Source organism: Streptomyces spongiae (assembly GCF_009377185.1).
In the GTDB taxonomy this organism is placed as follows: domain Bacteria; phylum Actinomycetota; class Actinomycetes; order Streptomycetales; family Streptomycetaceae; genus Streptomyces; species Streptomyces spongiae.
Genome location: NZ_VJZC01000031.1, coordinates 1 through 16,688, shown reverse-complemented (window position 1 = coordinate 16,688; position 16,688 = coordinate 1). Strand labels below are relative to the sequence as shown.

Here is a 16,688-nt window from a genome sequence, read left to right as displayed (position 1 = left end):
GTCGGGGCCCGGCACGAAGGATCCTGGCCATGACGATCAAAGCCGTGCTCTTCGACTTCTCCGGCACCCTCTTCCGTATCGAGTCCACCGAGTCCTGGCTGCGCGCGGTGCTGGCGGAGGCCGAGCTCGACCTGCCGGAGCCCGACGTGGTGCGGGCCGCCGAGGCCCTGGAGCAGGCGGGTGCGCTGGCGGGCGGGGCGTACCCGCAGGAGCCGCCGACAGGTGAGCTGGGCGATCTGTGGGCGGTCCGTGACCAGAGCGCCGAGCACCACCGGGCCGCGTACACCGGCCTCTCCCGCCGGGTGCCCCTGCCGGATCCGGCACTGCACGACGCCCTGTACGACCGCCACATGGCGCCGGTCGCCTGGAGTCCGTACCCGGACGCGGCCGAGGTCCTGGCCGCGCTGCGCGAGCGCGGGCCGGCCGTCGGTGTGGTCAGCAACATCGGCTGGGACCTGCGGCCGGTGTTCCGGCACCACGGTCTCGACCCGCACGTCGGCGCGTACGTGCTGTCGTACGAACACGGCGTCCAGAAGCCCGATCCGCGGCTGTTCGCCATCGCGTGCGAGGCGTTGGGGGTGGCGCCGGAGGACACGCTGATGGTCGGTGATCACCCGGCCGCCGACGGCGGCGCGGCGGCGCTGGGCTGCGCGGTGCACTTCGTGGACCATCTGCCGACGGCACAACGGCCGGACGGACTGCGGCCGGTGCTGGACCTGGTCGGCTGAGAGTGGCGTCGAAGACCGCAGAGGCAACCACCGCTAGCGGGCGGCTTCCCCACCCGTCCCGGACCATCCCCCGCGTGGCCCGGGACGGGCAGCTCAGGGCGCACCCCACACAGGGTGGTCACCCGGAGGCGCTGAGTATAGTTGGCCGACGGCCAGTCAACGCAGGAGTTACAGGATGTCCCCGCGCAACGCCTCGGTCAACGAAGAATCGCGGCGACGTTCCCGGGATCGGCTTCCGCGGGCGGCAGTTGAGCGCGTCGCTGGAGCAGGCCCTGAAGCCCGACGGACGTCCGCCCCGTGAAGGGGACGGACGTCCGGTGTTCCGATCGAACCAGCCGGGCTGACCAGTCGTATCAGGCAGATCAGTCGAAGTAGTCCGGCTGCGTCTGCACGTTGAGCTCGCCGAGCCGGACCCACCTGGCCGGGTCGGTGCGCCGGTCGCTGATCTTCAGGACGTCGAAGCCCTTGGCGATGTCGTTCGAGTAGATGTAGCCGTTGTAGTAGTACGCCGACCAGGAGCCGGCGGTCGTGACCCGGTCGGTGGTCAGCGGGCCGCGCTCGAAGTAGGCGATCTCCTTGGGCTTCGAGGAGTTGGTGAAGTCCCAGACGGAGATGCCGCCCTGGTACCAGGCCTGGACCATGATGTCCCTGCCCTTGACCGGGATCAGCGAGCCGTTGTGGGCCACGCAGACCTCGGTGTCGGCCTGGTGGCGGTCGATCTTGAAGTAGCTCCGGAACACGAGCTTGCGGTGGTCGCCCTTGCCGACGATGTCGTAGATGCCGTCCGCGCCGCGGTTCGGTCCGATCTCCGCGTTGCAGGTGGCCGCTCCGCCGCCGCCCAGCTCGTCGGTGAACACGACCTTGTTCGCCCTCTGGTTGAAGGTCGCCGAGTGCCAGAACGCGAAGTTCACGTTGTCCTGGACGCGGTCGATGACCTTCGGGCGCTCCGGGTCCTTGATGGAGAACAGGATGCCGTCACCCATGCACGCGCCCGCCGCGAGGTCCTTCGAGGGCAGCACGGTGATGTCGTGGCAGCCGCTGGTCTTGGTCACACCCGGGTTGGTGGGTCCGCCCGGGTTGCCGCCGCCGTCCGGTCCCTCACCGGGGAAGAGCACGGGAAAGTTGACGACGGCCGCCTTCTCGGGTGCCTTGCGCGGCACCTTGATGATGGAGATGCCGTCGTGCGGCGGCCGGCAGTCGGGGAACGAGGCATCCGGCGCGTACGAGGAGACGTACACGTAGATGTTCTTGCGCTCGGGCACCAGGGTGTGGGTGTGCGAGCCGCACGCGGTCTCGACGGCGGCGACGTACTTCGGGTTCGTCTTGTCGCTGATGTCGAAGACCTTCATGCCCTCCCACGAGGACTTCTCGGTCGCGGGCTGCGTGGTGCTGTTGCAGGAGTTGTCGCTGCGCGAGGAGTCGGTGGACAGGAACAGCAGGTCGCCGGAGACGGAGATGTCGTTCTGCCCGCCCGGGCAGAGGACCTGGGACACGGTCTTCGGCGCCTTCGGGTTGCTGATGTCGAAGACGCGGAAGCCGTCGTTGTTGCCGGCGAAGGCGTACTTGCCCTGGAAGGCCAGGTCCGTGTTGGTGGCGGGCAGCAGGTCCTTGGGGATGTTGGTGAGGTGCTCGATGTTGTCGGAGTGGACGATCTCGTCGACTCCGGGTATCTCGCCGCTCTTGATCGCCGCCCGCGCCTCGGCGGCCTCGCTCTTCGAGACCTTCTCCGACGCGGCGGGGCCGTCCCCGGGGTCGGGGGTCGCGGCAGCCGGTCCGGCCGTGAGCAGCGCCGCCAGGAGTCCCACCGCGGTCGCGGCAACTCCGAGGCGTCTACGGCGCGTTCGCAGGTCGTCTAACAGGGTCACTGTGTCCTCCCTCGTAGCCGTTCACACAGGAACGGTTGCGGACCACCGAAGTATCGTCTGCATCATGCACAGATCAATAGACGGCAACGCACTCGTAATGAATCTTTTTTGATCACTCACGCGTCGAACCGTGCTAGACCGGTCATCAACACTCACGAGGTGTACGTCAGTTCGTGTGTCCCAGGAGGTCACTGTGCTCGTCCGCCGTACGTCCCGCACGTCACTGATCGCGGCGTTACTGGTGGCCGCCACGCTCACGCTGGCGGGCTGCGACTCCGGTTCCGACTCCGGCGGGGACGCCGGCTCGGCCAAGGCGACCGACCCGAAGGTGATCGCTCCCGGCAAGCCGGGCGAGGCGGCGGAGACCCTCTCCGCGAAGGACGCCGAGGAACACCGCGCCGAGGACGACTCTCCGAACTCGGCGGACGTCGCGTACGCGCGGATGATGATCAAACACCACACCCAGGCCCTGGAGATGACCGGACTCGCACCGAAACGTGCCGAGTCGACCAAGGTCAGGCGCCTCGCCGAACGGATCTCGGCCGCGCAGGAGCCGGAGATCTCCAGCATGGAGAGTTGGCTCGAATCCAACGGCAGGGACAAGGACGGCACTTCGGACGAGCACGCGCACGGGGCGATGCCCGGGATGGCGACCGAGGCGCAGCTGAAGAAGCTGCGCGCGGCGAAGGGGAAGGCGTTCGACCAACTCTTCCTGACCCTGATGATCACCCATCACGAGGGGGCGATCACGATGGCCACGGAGGTGAAGGCACAGGGCAACAACATCCTGGTCGAGGAGATGGCCGACGACGTGATCGCGCAGCAGGCGGCGGAGATGAGCCGGATGCGCGCGATGCTGTGACGGCCGTCCGGCGCGCTGACCCGCCCCGTAAGGGCGCTCAGCGCCGCTGGTGACGGGGCGTGAGGAAGCCCTCGTCCCGTGCTCCGGCGATCAGCTTGAGCGACCTGCGGCGGTTGTGGCCGGTCGCGCGCATCACCGCGAGGACCGGATCGACCCCCTGCTCCTGGGCGGCGCGGTACTCCTCGGCGACGCGCCGCGACCCCTCGACACCGTGCGGCCAGGCGGACCGGGCGCCGCACGCCTCGAAGAGCGGACCCTCGACCCAGTCGGCGAGCACGGTCAGGTCGTCCAGGGACAGAGGCGGCTGGGCCCGTACCTCTTCGAGGAGGACGTGCCCGCCGGTCACCACGGCGAGCAGGTCGACACGGGCGCCGTCGGGGAAGGCCAGCCGGGCGTTGTACCAGGCCGTGGCTCCGTCGCGCTCCTGCACTTCCCACGCGGGCCACACGGAGACGACCCCGTCCGGACGGCTCCGACCAGAAAGGTGGACAAACGATGCTTCCAGCACATACGCAACGTAAGCGAATGATCACATTCCCTGCGCACCACCACGCGCGCCGGGACACGTACGGCACCCCGTCAGCGCAGCGGAGAACCACCCCGTCGGGTGGTGTCGCGTCGGCTGCCCTCCCCCTGGCGGGCGCCGCGGTGCGATGCTGAAGGCATCAGCGATCTCCTCGCGTAAGGAGTTCCGCCGTGCTGCGTGTCGCCGTCGTCGGCTCGGGACCGAGCGGGGTCTACTCCGCGCAGACCCTGGTGCAGCAGGATCCCGCGGTGCACGTCGACGTCCTGGACCGGCTGCCGTGCCCGTACGGCCTGGTGCGGTACGGGGTCGCGCCCGACCACGAGAAGATCAAGTCGCTGCAGAACAACCTGCGGACCGTGCTGGAGCACGAGCGGGTGCGCTTCCTGGGCGGAGTCGAGGTCGGCCCGGCCGGGCTGCCCGTCGAGCGCCTGCGGGAGCTGTACCACGCGGTGGTGTACTGCGTGGGCGCCGCCACGGACCGGCATCTCGGCATTCCGGGCGAGGAGCTGCGGGGCAGCTGGTCGGCGACCGAGTTCGTGTCCTGGTACAGCGCGCACCCGGACTCCCTCGCGGACGGGTTCGTTCTCGGTGCCCGGGCGGCCGTGGTGATCGGCGTGGGGAACGTCGCGGTGGACGTGACCCGGATGCTGGCCCGCGGCGCGTCGGAGCTGAGCCCCACCGACATGCCGCAGGCGGCCCTGTCCGCGCTCGCCGCCAGCAAGGTCTCGCAGGTCCACATGGTGGGGCGGCGCGGCCCGTCGCAGGCGCGCTTCACCACCAAGGAGCTGCGCGAGCTGGGCACCCTGCCGGGCACCCGGGTGAGCGTGAATCCGGCGGAGCTGGAGCTCGACCCGGCCTACGGCGATCCGTCCGGGCTGCCCGCGCCCCAGCGGCGCAACGTGGAGGTGCTGCGGGGCTGGGCCTCCACGCCCTCCGGGGACGACCGGCACAGCGTCCGGCTGCGCTTCTTCCTCCGGCCGGTCGAGTTCCTCGCCGACGGCGACCGGGTGTGCGGGGTGCGCTTCGAGCGGACGGAGCCGGACGGGCGGGGCGGGGTGACGGGCACCGGGCGGTACGAGGAGATCGAGGCCCAGTTGGTGCTGCGTTCCGTGGGTTATCGAGGGGTGCCGCTCGACGGCCTGCCCTTCGACGCGGAGCACGGCACGGTGCCGCATCTGGCCGGGCGGGTACTGCGCGACGGCGTGGTGGCTCCGGGCGAGTACGTGGCCGGGTGGATCAAGCGGGGCCCGACCGGCGTGATCGGAACCAACCGGCCGTGCGCCAAGGAGACGGCGACCTCGCTGCTGGAGGACGCCCCCGTCCTCGTACGCCGGGAGGTTCCCGAGGATCCACTCGCCGCGCTGCGGGCGGCCGGGATCGCCCCCGTGGAGTGGACGGGATGGGAGGCGATCGAGCGGGCCGAGGCGGAGCTCGGGGCCTCGCTCGGGCGGGGTGTCGTGAAGCTGCCGGACTGGGAGTCACTGCTGGCCGCGGCGCGGAGGTGCGCCCCGTAGGGGGCGCGGGGAACTGCGCGACCAGCTGCCCACGACCCGCGGGGACGACACACAGCGGCAACGCCTCCGCAATCAACACATTGTTCAAGTCGCTTACGGTCTCGAATTGCCCTTCCCCCCGTCCCGGCTCGCTCTGGAGTGCCCATGGCCAAAACTGCCCCCGTGCATCCCGTCGACGAGGTACCCCCGGTACGCCAACTCGCCGCCTTCGGCCTGCAACACGTCCTCGCGATGTACGCGGGCGCCGTGGCCGTACCGCTGATCGTGGGCGGCGCGATGAAGCTGTCGCCCGCCGACATGGCGTACCTGATCACCGCGGACCTGCTGGTGTGCGGGATCGCGACGCTCCTCCAGTGCGTGGGCGTGTGGCGGTTCGGGGTGCGGCTGCCGATCATGCAGGGCTGTACGTTCGCGGCCGTGTCGCCGATGGTGCTCATCGGCACGGAGGGCGGCGGTCTGCCCGCGATCTACGGGTCGGTGATCGTGGCCGGGCTCGCGATCATGCTGCTCGCGCCGGTCTTCGGCCGGCTCCTGCGCTTCTTCCCGCCGCTCGTCACGGGCACCGTCATCCTCGTCATCGGCGTCTCCCTGCTGCCCGTCGCGGGCAACTGGGCCGCCGGCGGGGTGGGCGCGGAGGACTTCGGGGAGCCGAGGAACCTGGCGCTCGCCGCCTTCGTCCTCCTCGTGGTGCTGGGCGTGCAGCGGTTCGCGCCCGTGCTCCTGAGCCGGATCGCGGTGCTGGTCGGCATCGGTGCGGGGCTCGCGGTCGCGGTGCCGTTCGGGTTCACGGACTTCAGCGGGGTCGGCGACGCCGACTGGCTGGGCATCAGCACGCCGTTCCACTTCGGCGCGCCCACGTTCCACGTCTCGGCGATCGTGTCGATGCTGGTGGTGGCGCTGGTGACGATGACGGAGACCACGGGTGACCTCATCGCGGTCGGCGAGATGACCGACCGGAAGGTCGAGCCGCGCTCGCTCGCCGACGGTCTGCGGGCCGACGGCTTCTCCACCGTCCTCGGCGGGGTGTTCAACACGTTCCCGTACACGGCGTACGCCCAGAACGTCGGCCTCGTCGGCATGACCCGCGTCCGCAGCCGCTGGGTCGTCGCCACCGCCGGAGGCATCCTCGTGCTGCTCGGCCTGCTGCCCAAGCTGGGCGCCGTGGTGGCCGCGATACCCGCGCCGGTGCTCGGCGGCGCGGGCCTGGTGATGTTCGGTACGGTCGCCGCGAGCGGCCTGCGCACGCTGACCCGGGTCGACTTCCGGGGCAACAACAACCTGACGGTCGTGGCGGTGTCGGTGGCGGTCGGGATGCTGCCGGTCGGGGTGCCGACGGTCTACGACAAGTTCCCGGAGTGGTTCCAGACGGTGATGGACAGCGGGATCAGCGCGGGCTGTGTCACGGCGATCGTGCTGAACCTGCTCTTCAACCACCTTCCCGCGAAGGCCGGTTCGGACGCCGAGGCGGACGGCCTGGCCGGCGGCGGCGGTGAGGAGGGCGTCGAGAAGGCCCGGGAAGAGGCCGTCTAGCTGCTGCATGGCCGACGCCCTCTTGCCGGGCCTACGGAGCCACCGGGGCGAGTTTGGCCCGGAACTGCCGCAGGAAGGTGGGCTGTTCGGTGATGCGCAGGCCGGGAATCCGGTGGGCGTCACGGACGGTGCGGACGAGGGTCTGTCCGACGTGGTCCCAGTGGCCACGGGTGTACGTCCGGCGCGGCACCGCCAGCCGCAGCAGTTCGTAGGGCGCGCTGGTGAGTGGGGCGCCGTGTTCGTCCTCCGTCCCCAGGTAGAGGGAGCCGAGCTCCACGCTGCGGATACCGCCCTCCAGATACAACTGGCAGGCCAGCGCCTGGCCGGGGAACCGGTGCGGCGGGATGTGCGGCAGCAGGCGGCCGGCGTTGAGGTAGAGCGCGTGCAGACCGGGCGGCTCGACGATGTCGACGCCCGCCGACCGCACCAGGTCCGCCAGGTACGCGGTGTCCTCGGCCCGGGCGCGCAGATACCCCGGATCGGTGACCTCGGTCAGACCCTGGGCGACCATGTCCAGGTCGCGCCCGGCCAGTCCGCCGTACGTGGGGAAGCCTTCGGTGGCGATGAGCAGCAGTTCGCAGCGCCGGGCGAGGTCGGTGTCGTGCAGGCCCAGGAAGCCGCCGATGTGGGCGATGCCGTCCTTCTTCGCGCTCATCGCGCAGCCGTCGGCGAGCCGGAACGCTTCCTCGGCGACCTGCCGCGGGCTGCGGTCGCGGTACGCGGCCTCCCGCTGGGTGACCAGCCAGGCGTTCTCCGCGAACCGTGCCGCGTCCAGGATCAGCGGCACCCCGTGCTCCCGGCAGAGGGACGAGGTCAGCGTCAGGTTGGCCATGGACACCGGCTGTCCCCCGCCGCCGTTGTTGGTGAGTGTCATGATCACAGCGGCGACTCGGGAGCCGTCCGGTCCGTCCAGGACGGCCTTCAGACGGGCGGTGTCGATGTTCCCCTTGAACGGCTCCGTACTGTCCAGGTCCCGGGCCTCGGGGCACGGCAGGTCCCATGCCTCGCCCCCGGCCAGCGCGACGTTGGCCCGCAGGGTGTCGAAGTGCGTGTTGCTCAGGAAGACCTTGCCGGGGCTGAGGAGGGTCGAGACCAGGAGCCGCTCGGCCGCCCGCCCCTGGTGCACCGGAAGGATGTACGGAAAGCCGGTCAGCTCCCGGACGGTGTGGTGGAAGCGGTGGAAGGAGCGCGACCCGGCGTACGACTCGTCACCCTCCATCCCGGCGGCCAACTGGGCGGCGGAGAGGGCGCCGGTCCCCGAGTCGGTGAGCAGGTCGACGGTGACCTCGTCGGCCCGCAGGTCGAAGAGGTTGTAGTGGACGCGGGCGAGGGCGGCCTGCCGTTGCTCGCGGGTGGTGACGGGGATCGGCTCGACAACCTTGATCCGGTACGGTTCCACGGTCGATGGTCCTTTCGGGCTACTTGTCGGCCGACGCGTCGGCCGAGGTGGTGGGGTCCATGGCGGAGCGGCCGTCGGCCGGGACCACGAGTGCGGTGCTCTCCCGTGGCGGGAAGACGCGGTACGCCTCGGAGGAGAAGTAGGCCGTGATCCGCGGTGCCTGTCGGCCGGCCTGGACGAGACTCAGGTACGGGATGAGACCCACCCCGTCGCTCAGGTGCCGAGCGGTGAGCGCGGCGAGGGCGCGGTCGAGCGGAGCGCTGGGCACGCCGTACTCCCCCAGGAGCCGGACGGCGTGGTCGCGCGCCACCTGGTCGTCGCGGACGTATGCGCGGACGGGGACGTAGATGCTGTGGCCGGTGGGACGGCCGGTGTCAGCGCCCGTGAACGAGTAGCAGGAGATGAGGGGGAGCCGACCGAAGGGCTCGTCCCCGCCGATCCGGCGGCACAGATCCGCCACACGGTCCGGACACGCCCCGGGCACGAGACGGGCCGCGTCCCCCGCTTCGGTGGCCGTGGCGTGGTGGTGGGCGACGTAGACCTTCACCCGCGGCTCGGCCCACGAGCCCACGTCCAGGGCGAAGAACATGATGGTGGCCCGTTCGGGAAAGCGGGACTTCAGGTAGCACCTCACCGGCTCGAAAGCCCGAGCGTGGCCGACCCTCGCCATGGCGTCGCCGACGGTCTCCAGGCTCCGCCCCGCGCCCCGCGCGCCGGGGTTCAGATACAGCTTGAGCCCCGGTGGGCCGCCCGGCCGTAGTTCGAGGGCGCACCACAAGGTCAGCGGCCCGTGCGGCACCGGCGGGAGGAAGAGGTCGCTCACACCCGTCAACTCATCGAGGCAGAACCCCCATTGCGCCGCCAGCCGTCCCACGGCCGCCCATGCCGTCCGGGCGTTGTCCGGCAGTGTCCTGGCGGCGCACCCCGGGTCGACCAGCACCCGCAGCACGGGAGCGGCGCCGGCGGGGAAGGTCAGCGAGAACTCCACCGGCGTGTGATCGTCGGAGACGAACGACGGTGAAGGCGGCGGACTGGCCAAGGGCCGTGCGGCGGCAGGACCCAACAGGTCGCAGAGCACCTGCTGGTGGGCGGTCCGCCCCGGCGCGTCGATCCCGACCACGTCGCACAGCCGTCCCAACTGCCCGGCGGCGAATCCGCCCAACTGCTCCCAATCGGAACGCCCCGCGGCCTCGCCCGGCCGTCCGGCCCACTCTCGTGTGTACGCGTTCATACGTCCTCCCAGAAAGGTCTGTTCGCGGCTCAGGTGGGAAGTCGGTCGCCTTCGGCTGTCACCGATCTGCGGCCGGGTGCGGCGCCGGCCGGCCTCCGATGGTTTTCCGGCCATCGGTGCGGGACCTGATGCACCGTTTGTAGCCGCTGCCCGTTGTTCACGATCGACGGACTGGAACTGAACAAACGCATGCTGAACAATCCGAATGACCCCAGAAAGGTGCGTACAGGTGCCACGTGGAGAGCGCCCGCTGGACGCGCGGGGCGGCCCGCTGCTGGATTTCGCCGCGAGATTGCGGAAGTTGCGGGAGGAGGCCGGCAGTCCCACTTACCGGGAGCTCGCACGACGGGCGCACTATTCGATCGCGACGCTTTCCGGAGCCGCGGCGGGACGTCAACTGCCCACGCTGGCCGTCACCCTCGCCTACGTTCGTGCCTGCGGCGGGGACGAGCGGGAATGGGAGCTGAACTGGCGCAGGACGGCGGCCGAATGCGCCGCCGGGACCATGGGCGCGGTCCCGGACCGGGACGGGGAGACGCCCTCTCCGCCCTATGTCGGGCTGGCCCCTTTCCAGCAGTCCGACGCCGACACGTTTTTCGGCCGTGAGAATCTCACCGACAAACTGGTCGAACACCTGAAGGAGAAGAGATTCCTTGTTCTGTTCGGGGCATCGGGATCCGGAAAGTCCTCGGTGCTGCGCGCCGGAGTACTCCCCGCGTTTCCCGGGAAACCCGCTCTGGTACTCACTCCGGGCCCGCATCCCTTGGAGGAATGCGCGATCCAGCTGGCGGCCCGCGCCCACATCACTCCGGGGTCCCTGCGCGCCGAACTCGCCTCGGAGCCGCGCACTCTCCACCGCGTGGTGCGGCAGATCCTGGCCCGCTCGCCGAATCCGCCGGACGAACTCATCGTCATCGTGGACCAGTTCGAGGAAGTGTTCACTCTCTGCCGCAGCGCCCGGGAACGCGACGCCTTCGTGGCCTCGCTCCTGCACGCCGCACAGACCTCCGACAGCCGCTGCCGCGTCGCCCTCGCCGTACGGTCCGACTTCTACACGCACTGCACCCGGCTCCCCGATCTGGTCGACGCCCTGGCCGACGCCCACGTCCCCGTCGGCCCGATGACCACCGACGAACTCCGAGCGGCGATCGTCCAGCCCGCCACCCGCGCCGGACTGACCGTCGAAGGCGCCCTTCTCGCGGCCCTCACGGCCGACGCCCACGGCCGGCCCGGGGCGCTGCCCCTGCTCTCGCACGCACTCCTGGAGACCTGGCACCGTCGGCGGGGCAACGCCCTCACCCTCGCCGCGTTCCAGGCAGCAGGCGGTTTCGAGGGCGCCCTCGCCCAGACCGCCGAAGCCTTCCACTCCGGCCTGAGCGACACCCAGCAGCACATCACCCGACTGCTCTTCCTACGGCTCATCGCCCTGGGCGAGGGCACCGAGGACACCAAGCGCCGCGTACCGCGCCACGAACTCGACGACACACCGGACACCACGCTGGTCGTCGACCAGGCCACCCGAGCACGCCTGCTGACCGTCGACCGGGACCATGTCGAGCTCACCCACGAGGCACTGATCCGCTGCTGGCCCCGCCTCGGCCGCTGGCTGGGCGAGAACCGGGAGCAACTGCGCCTGCACCGCGGACTCACCGAGGCCACCGCTGTCTGGGAGTCCTTGGACCGCGACCCCGACACCCTCTACCGCGGGGTACGCCTCGCCGCCGTGAAAGACGTCCCCAAGGAAGCACTCAGCGCCCGGGAACGCGCCTTCCTCGACGCGAGCGAGAACGCGGGACGCCGCAGGGTCCGCCGTCTGCGCGCCCTGGTCATCCTGGTGCTCTGCACCGTAGCCGCCGTCGGCTTCGCCGTGCATGCCCAGAGCACCGTCACGGAGCAGCGCCACCGGGCCCTCGCCCTCCAGGCCGCCGACGCCTCGCTGAAGCTGCGCCCGCACGATCAGTCACTGGCCGTTCAGGTCGCTCTGGCCGCGTACCGTCTGGCACCGGGCACAGCCACCCGGGACAGTCTGCTCAGCACGCTGTCGATCACGTCGGCCGGTCGCTCTCCGGTCGGGTACGCGCTGGCTGTCAGCCCGGACGGCCGCACCGTCGCCGCGGCCGGCAACAACCGGCGGATCGAGCTGTGGGACATGGCGGTTCCCCGGCGTCCCCGTCGGCTGAGCGTGGTCGACTGGCCCGACGACAGCACCCACGCGCTGGCCTTCGGACCGCGCGGGGACACGCTGATGGCTCTCGGCCTCCAGCGGATGTTCCGGCTGTGGGACGTGTCCGACCCGCGGCGTCCCGCGCTCCTGTCGCAGACGCCGACAGGCCACGACGAGCTCGTCTACGACATGGCCGTGAGCCAGGACGGCCACCTGGCCGCCACCAGCAGCTACGACGACACCGTCCGCTTGTGGAACGTGACCGATCCGGCCCGCCCCCGCCTGCTGTCCGAGTTGGCCGGTCACTCCCTCAACGTCAAACCGGTCGCCTTCAGCCCTGACGGCAGGACACTCGCCTCGGGCTCCGACGACCGCACCGTCCGCCTCTGGGACGTGACCGACCCACGTCACCCGTCCACCATCGGTGTCCTCAGAGGCCACGAGAACTTCGTCGACGTCCTTGCCTACAGCAATGACGGTCGCACCCTGGTGTCCGCGAGCGACGACCGCACGGCTCGCCTGTGGGACGTGACCGACCCTCGCCGCCACCGCCCGCTGAGCCTGCTCCGCGGCCACACCGACGTGGTCACCGGCGCCGCGTTCGCTCCTGGTGACAACGCCGTGGTCACCACCGGCGAGGACGGCCGGGTGCACGAATGGGATGTGGCGGACCGCTCGCGTCCCACCGAACGAGCCTTCCTCACCAATCCCGCGGGATCGGTCAAGGGCGTGCGGTACCTCTCGGCGAACGGCATGATCATCACCGCGAGCGGCGACCAGACCGTCCACCTGTGGACCACCGGCCTGGACTCCGCTCTCTCCCGCGCCTGCGGGTACGTCCGGGTCACCATCAGTCGCGCCGAGTGGGCCGACCATTTCCCCGGCGTGGACTACCGTCCGCCCTGCGCGGGGCGTAAGTCGGTGTCAGAGACCGAAGGCAGCCAGTGACGGCTCCCCGAGGGGCAGCGACTGCTCCGCCCAGATCGTCTTGCCCGTGCCGCTCGGGCGGGTGCCCCAGCGGTCGGTGAGCTGGGCGACGAGGAGGAGGCCACGGCCACCCTCGTCGTAGGTACGGGCGCGGCGCAGGTGGGGCGAGGTGCTGCTGGCGTCGGAGACCTCGCAGATGAGGGAGCGGTCGCGGATGAGGCGCAGCTGGATGGGCGAGCCGCCGTAGCGGATGGCGTTGGTGACCAGTTCACTCACCACGAGTTCGGTGACGAAGGCGGCCTCGTCGAGACCCCAGAGCGTCAGCTGCTCGGAGGCGTGCTGGCGGGCCGTCGCCACCATCGCCGGATCGGAGGGCAGGTCCCACACGGCCACCTGTTCGGCGTCCAGGGCGCGGGTGCGGGCGATCAGGAGGGCCACGTCGTCGGCGGGGTTGTCGGGCAGGAGGGACTTCAGAACGGTGTCGCACATGGCTTCGAGGCTCTCGGCCGGGACCGCCAGGGCGGAGCACAGGGCGGCGGTGCCCGCGTCCACGTCGACGGTACGGGCCTCGACGAGACCGTCCGTGTAGAGGGCGAGGACCGAGCCTTCCGGCAGCTCCAGCTCGGTGGCCTCGAACGGCAGCCCGCCCACACCTAGCAGCGGGCCTGCGGCCACCTCGACGACCTTCACCGTTCCGTCGGGGAGGACCACGGCCGGTGGCGGATGGCCGGCGGAGGCGATCGTGCAGTTCCGGGACACCGGGTCGTAGACGGCGTACAGACAGGTCGCACCGATCTCCCCGCCGGTCCCGCTCTCGGCGGTGGCGAGGTGTCCGACCAGGTCGTCGAGGTGGGTGAGCAGTTCGTCGGGCGGGAGGTCGACATCGGCCAGCGTCCACACGGCCGTACGGAGCCGGCCCATGGTCACGGAGGCGTGGATGCCGTGGCCGACGACGTCACCGACGACCAGCGCCACCCGGGTGCCCGACAGCGGGATCACGTCGAACCAGTCGCCGCCCACGCCCGCCTGTGACAGCGCCGGCAGATAGCGGGAGGCGAACTCGACGGCGGCCTCTCCCCCGACGGCCTGCGGCAGCAGGCTGCGCTGCAGGGCGAGCGCCGTGGTCCGCTCCTTCGTGTAGCGGCGGGCGTTGTCCACGCACACGGCCGCCCGGCTGGCCAGCTCCTGCGCCAGGGACACGTCGTCCTGGTCGAAGGGGTCGGGAGCCTCCGGGGTCAGCAGCCGTACGAAGACCGCCACACCCAGCGTCGTGCCGCGCGCCACCAGGGGCACCGCCATCAGCGAGATCTCGTGGCCCTCCGCCTCCCGCATCTTGTCGGACCGGGCGTCGTGCCGAGCGAACCACGCGTCGAGGTCCGGCGAGCCGGTCCGGGTGAGCACCACCTCTCCGCTCGCCAGTGCGCGTGCGGGCGGTGACGAGGGCGGGTAGACGTCCGCCGCACCCAGGTCGATCGCGGCCTCCGGCACCCCCGGGTTGAGGGAGTGGTGCGCCACCCGGCGCAACTCCACGACGGCGTCCACGGCACCCACGGCCGGCTCCTCGCCCTCCAGGACCGAGTCCAGCAGGTCCACGCTGGCGAAGTCCGAGAGCCGGGGCACGACCAGCTCGGCCAGTTGCTGGGCGGTGTGCACGACGTCCAGCTTGGCCCCGATGGCGCCGGCGGCCTCGTTCAGCAGGGCCAGGCGCTGCCGCGCCCAGTGCTGCTCGCTGCTGTCGAACCCGGCGAGCGCGGTGCCGAGCAGTTCCCCGGAGTGGCCCCGCACCGGCCACATCTCGAAGTGCCAGGCATGCATGCGCCGGCCGGAGGGCGCGCGGGTCCAGCTCTCGTACTGGACCGGCTGCCCGGTCTCCACCACGATCTCCAGATGGCGCCTGAAGCCCCGGCTGTGCTCGGCGTCCTCGACGGTGTCCGGGAAGTACCGGTGCCGGAACACCTCCCAGGGCTGCCCCATGATCCGGCACGCCCAGTCGTTCATCCGCAGGTAGTGCTGCCCGGTGTCGAAGACGGACATCGACATGGACGCCTGCTGGAACGCCAGGTCGCCCAGGTTCCGCTCCCACGCGTCCGACGGCGAGGCGGTGATCACGTACTCCGCCCGCGCCCCGTGGAGTGCGCAGGCGCGCAGCGTCAGCTCGACGGTCCCTCCGTCGCGGTGGCGTACGGGTACGGCCACCGCGTCCTGGCGCAGCCTGCGCCAGGTTTCCGCCGCGTCCGCCTCCAGCAGCTCCGCCGCCGGCCGGCCGGTGACCTCGTCGGCCGGGTACCCGGTCAGCAGACGGGCCCCCTCGCTCCAGCCCGTGACGATGCCGTGCACGTCGACCACAGCCATGGCGTCACCGGCCGGGGCCGTCCGCTCGTCGTCGCGCGGAGGCGTCACCATATGCCCAAGAATGGTCCCGCCAAGGACCCACATCAAGTTGAATCCGGCACCGGGAGTAGGGCCCGGACTCAGTCGGCGGACTCAGTCGGCGGTGAGACCGGAAGGCCGGGGCGGAGTGCGGAAGAGCCGGGTGGGTACGGCGGCGGCCAGGGTCCGGTAGCCCTCGGGGTTGAGGTGCAGCCAGTCCCCGTCGTGGAGTTCGGCGCGCAGGCGGCGCGGGTCACTCGGGTCGCGTACCGCGCGGTCGAGGTCGACGACCGCGTCGAAGGTGCCGCTGGTGCGGATCCAGTCGTTGACGGCCTGCCGTGAGGTCTCGCGGAGCCCGGCGGGGTCGTCGTACGGGGTGTTGCCGCCGAACGGCAGGAGCGTCGCGCCGTACACGCGGATGCCCTGCGCGTGCGCGCGGACGACGATCTGCTCGTAGGCGGCGATGAGGTCGGCGGTGACGGCGCGCTGGGCGCCCTCGGTGGCCGCGGCGGTGCCGAGGTCGTTGATCCCCTCGAAGACGATCAGCCAGGCGACACCGCTGCGGGCGAGGATGTCGCGGTCGAGGCGGGCCAGGACGTTGGGGCCGAGGCCGTCGTTGAGGATGCGGTTGCCACCCGCGGCCTGGTTCAGGACGGCGACGTCGGTGGTGGCGGGGTACGCCTGGAGCCGGTCGAAGAACTGGTCGGGCCAGCGGTTGTTGCCGTTGGTCGTGGAACCGCGGCCGTCGGTCAGCGAGTCGCCCAGGACGGCGACGGCGGCCGTGGTGGCGCGGGAGACGACCTCGACGTCGCTCAGGAGGTACCAGTGGTTGGTGGCGGTCGCCCCGGGCAGGTCGGCGGCCGTCGTGTGGTCGCCGTGCTGGAGGTACGACGTGGTGCGGGAGCCGGGGTGGGAGGTGAGGGCGAGGGACTTCTGGCCCTCGGCGAGATAGGCCGTCACGGCCAGGTTCGTGCCCGGCCGGAGGTCGAAGTCCAGGGGGTCGGAGACCAGTTGGGCGCCGACGGGCACGGTGGCGGACTCGCGTCCGTTGAACGTCACGCGCTGAAGGCTCCGGGGCTCGATCGCGCTGACACCGGCCTGCCCGTCCCGGGGCAGGGCCACGGTCACGGCGGTGAGGGGCAGGGCGGTGGTGCCGAAGGCGTTCGAGAAACGCAGCCGGATGCGCTCCCCACCGGTGGAGACGCGCAGGGTCTGCCGCAGGGTGGTGTCGACCAGGACGGCGTCGCTCCCGGTGAACGGTGGGGGCGGCATGTTGCCGGGCTCGGTGAGTTGGGGCATGGCGGTCCAGGTGTTCACCCAGTGCCGCTGGGCCGTACGGGACTGCTGGGCGGCCGCCGGTTCACCGCTGTGGCCGATGGCGCCCACCGCGGACGAGGTGGCGACGAGGGCCAGTGCCAGGACGCACACGGCGATCAGGTGGGCGAGCGGTGCGCTGCTCCACGGCTTCGACGGCGGCGACGGTGGTGGCACTTCGGTGGGCGGCTTCACGGGCAACGTGCCTTCCTGTGCGCGGGGGTGGCATCGACGGGCGCGCGCCGGTGGGTTCCGGCG

Annotated in this window: 11 protein-coding genes; 5 read left to right on the top strand and 6 right to left on the bottom strand. The window is 71.2% G+C overall.

The features are described from left to right. Positions 1-29: 29 nt before the first annotated feature. Complete coding sequence (locus tag FNH08_RS07520) at positions 30-728, top strand: HAD family hydrolase (RefSeq protein WP_152770493.1); 699 nt, start codon at positions 30-32, stop codon at positions 726-728. A gap of 362 nt (positions 729-1,090) precedes the next feature. Here FNH08_RS07520 and FNH08_RS07510 read toward each other — a convergent pair whose 3' ends face one another. Next, entirely contained in the window at positions 1,091-2,593 is a 1,503-nt protein-coding gene (locus FNH08_RS07510) for an LVIVD repeat-containing protein (protein WP_322723946.1), read from the bottom strand. Positions 2,594-2,786: 193 nt separating this feature from the next. Here FNH08_RS07510 and FNH08_RS07505 point away from each other — a divergent pair, with 193 nt between their 5' ends. Beyond that, positions 2,787-3,455: a DUF305 domain-containing protein gene (locus FNH08_RS07505; RefSeq protein WP_322723958.1), complete on the top strand. Its 669-nt coding sequence runs from the start codon at positions 2,787-2,789 to the stop codon at positions 3,453-3,455. A 37-nt stretch (positions 3,456-3,492) separates the two neighbouring features. Here FNH08_RS07505 and FNH08_RS07500 read toward each other — a convergent pair whose 3' ends face one another. Continuing rightward, positions 3,493-3,903 carry a DUF6214 family protein gene (locus tag FNH08_RS07500; RefSeq protein ID WP_322723945.1) on the bottom strand — a complete coding sequence of 137 codons (411 nt, stop codon included), beginning with the start codon at positions 3,901-3,903 and terminating at the stop codon, positions 3,493-3,495. Positions 3,904-4,151: 248 nt separating this feature from the next. Here FNH08_RS07500 and FNH08_RS07495 point away from each other — a divergent pair, with 248 nt between their 5' ends. Next, entirely contained in the window at positions 4,152-5,495 is a 1,344-nt protein-coding gene (locus FNH08_RS07495) for an FAD-dependent oxidoreductase (RefSeq protein ID WP_322723944.1), read from the top strand. Between the two features lie 144 nt (positions 5,496-5,639). Then, positions 5,640-7,025, top strand: coding sequence for a nucleobase:cation symporter-2 family protein (locus tag FNH08_RS07490; RefSeq protein WP_152770491.1), 1,386 nt, complete (start codon positions 5,640-5,642; stop codon positions 7,023-7,025). Between the two features lie 31 nt (positions 7,026-7,056). On the opposite strand, the gene FNH08_RS51660 is transcribed toward FNH08_RS07490, so the two are convergent. Beyond that, complete coding sequence (locus tag FNH08_RS51660; RefSeq protein WP_322723943.1) at positions 7,057-8,424, bottom strand: tryptophanase; 1,368 nt, start codon at positions 8,422-8,424, stop codon at positions 7,057-7,059. A 19-nt stretch (positions 8,425-8,443) separates the two neighbouring features. Next, on the bottom strand, positions 8,444-9,655 hold the full coding sequence (locus tag FNH08_RS51655) for a tryptophan dimethylallyltransferase family protein (protein ID WP_228033962.1): 1,212 nt from the start codon (positions 9,653-9,655) through the stop codon (positions 8,444-8,446). Between the two features lie 229 nt (positions 9,656-9,884). On the opposite strand from FNH08_RS51655, the gene FNH08_RS07480 reads away from it, so the two are divergent. After that, positions 9,885-12,767 (top strand): nSTAND1 domain-containing NTPase, encoded by a 2,883-nt coding sequence (locus FNH08_RS07480; RefSeq protein ID WP_194238407.1) that lies wholly within the window; start codon positions 9,885-9,887, stop codon positions 12,765-12,767. On the opposite strand, the gene FNH08_RS07475 is transcribed toward FNH08_RS07480, so the two are convergent. Both FNH08_RS07475 and FNH08_RS07470 read right to left on the bottom strand, forming a co-directional pair. Further along, positions 12,744-15,149: a SpoIIE family protein phosphatase gene (locus FNH08_RS07475; protein WP_152770487.1), complete on the bottom strand. Its 2,406-nt coding sequence runs from the start codon at positions 15,147-15,149 to the stop codon at positions 12,744-12,746. The genes FNH08_RS07480 and FNH08_RS07475 overlap by 24 nt on opposite strands. Before the next feature lie 81 nt (positions 15,150-15,230). Continuing rightward, complete coding sequence (locus tag FNH08_RS07470; RefSeq protein ID WP_152770525.1) at positions 15,231-16,553, bottom strand: SGNH/GDSL hydrolase family protein; 1,323 nt, start codon at positions 16,551-16,553, stop codon at positions 15,231-15,233. Positions 16,554-16,688 lie beyond the last annotated feature (135 nt).

Excerpts from the sequence above, each read along its gene's own strand:
- FNH08_RS07520 (WP_152770493.1), top strand. The coding sequence starts at position 30 with ATGACGATCAAAGCCGTGCTCTTCGACTTCTCCGGCACCCTCTTCCGT.
- FNH08_RS07490 (WP_152770491.1), top strand. The coding sequence starts at position 5,640 with ATGGCCAAAACTGCCCCCGTGCATCCCGTCGACGAGGTACCCCCGGTA.
- FNH08_RS51655 (WP_228033962.1), bottom strand. The coding sequence starts at position 9,655 with ATGAACGCGTACACACGAGAGTGGGCCGGACGGCCGGGCGAGGCCGCG.
- FNH08_RS07475 (WP_152770487.1), bottom strand. The coding sequence starts at position 15,149 with ATGGTGACGCCTCCGCGCGACGACGAGCGGACGGCCCCGGCCGGTGAC.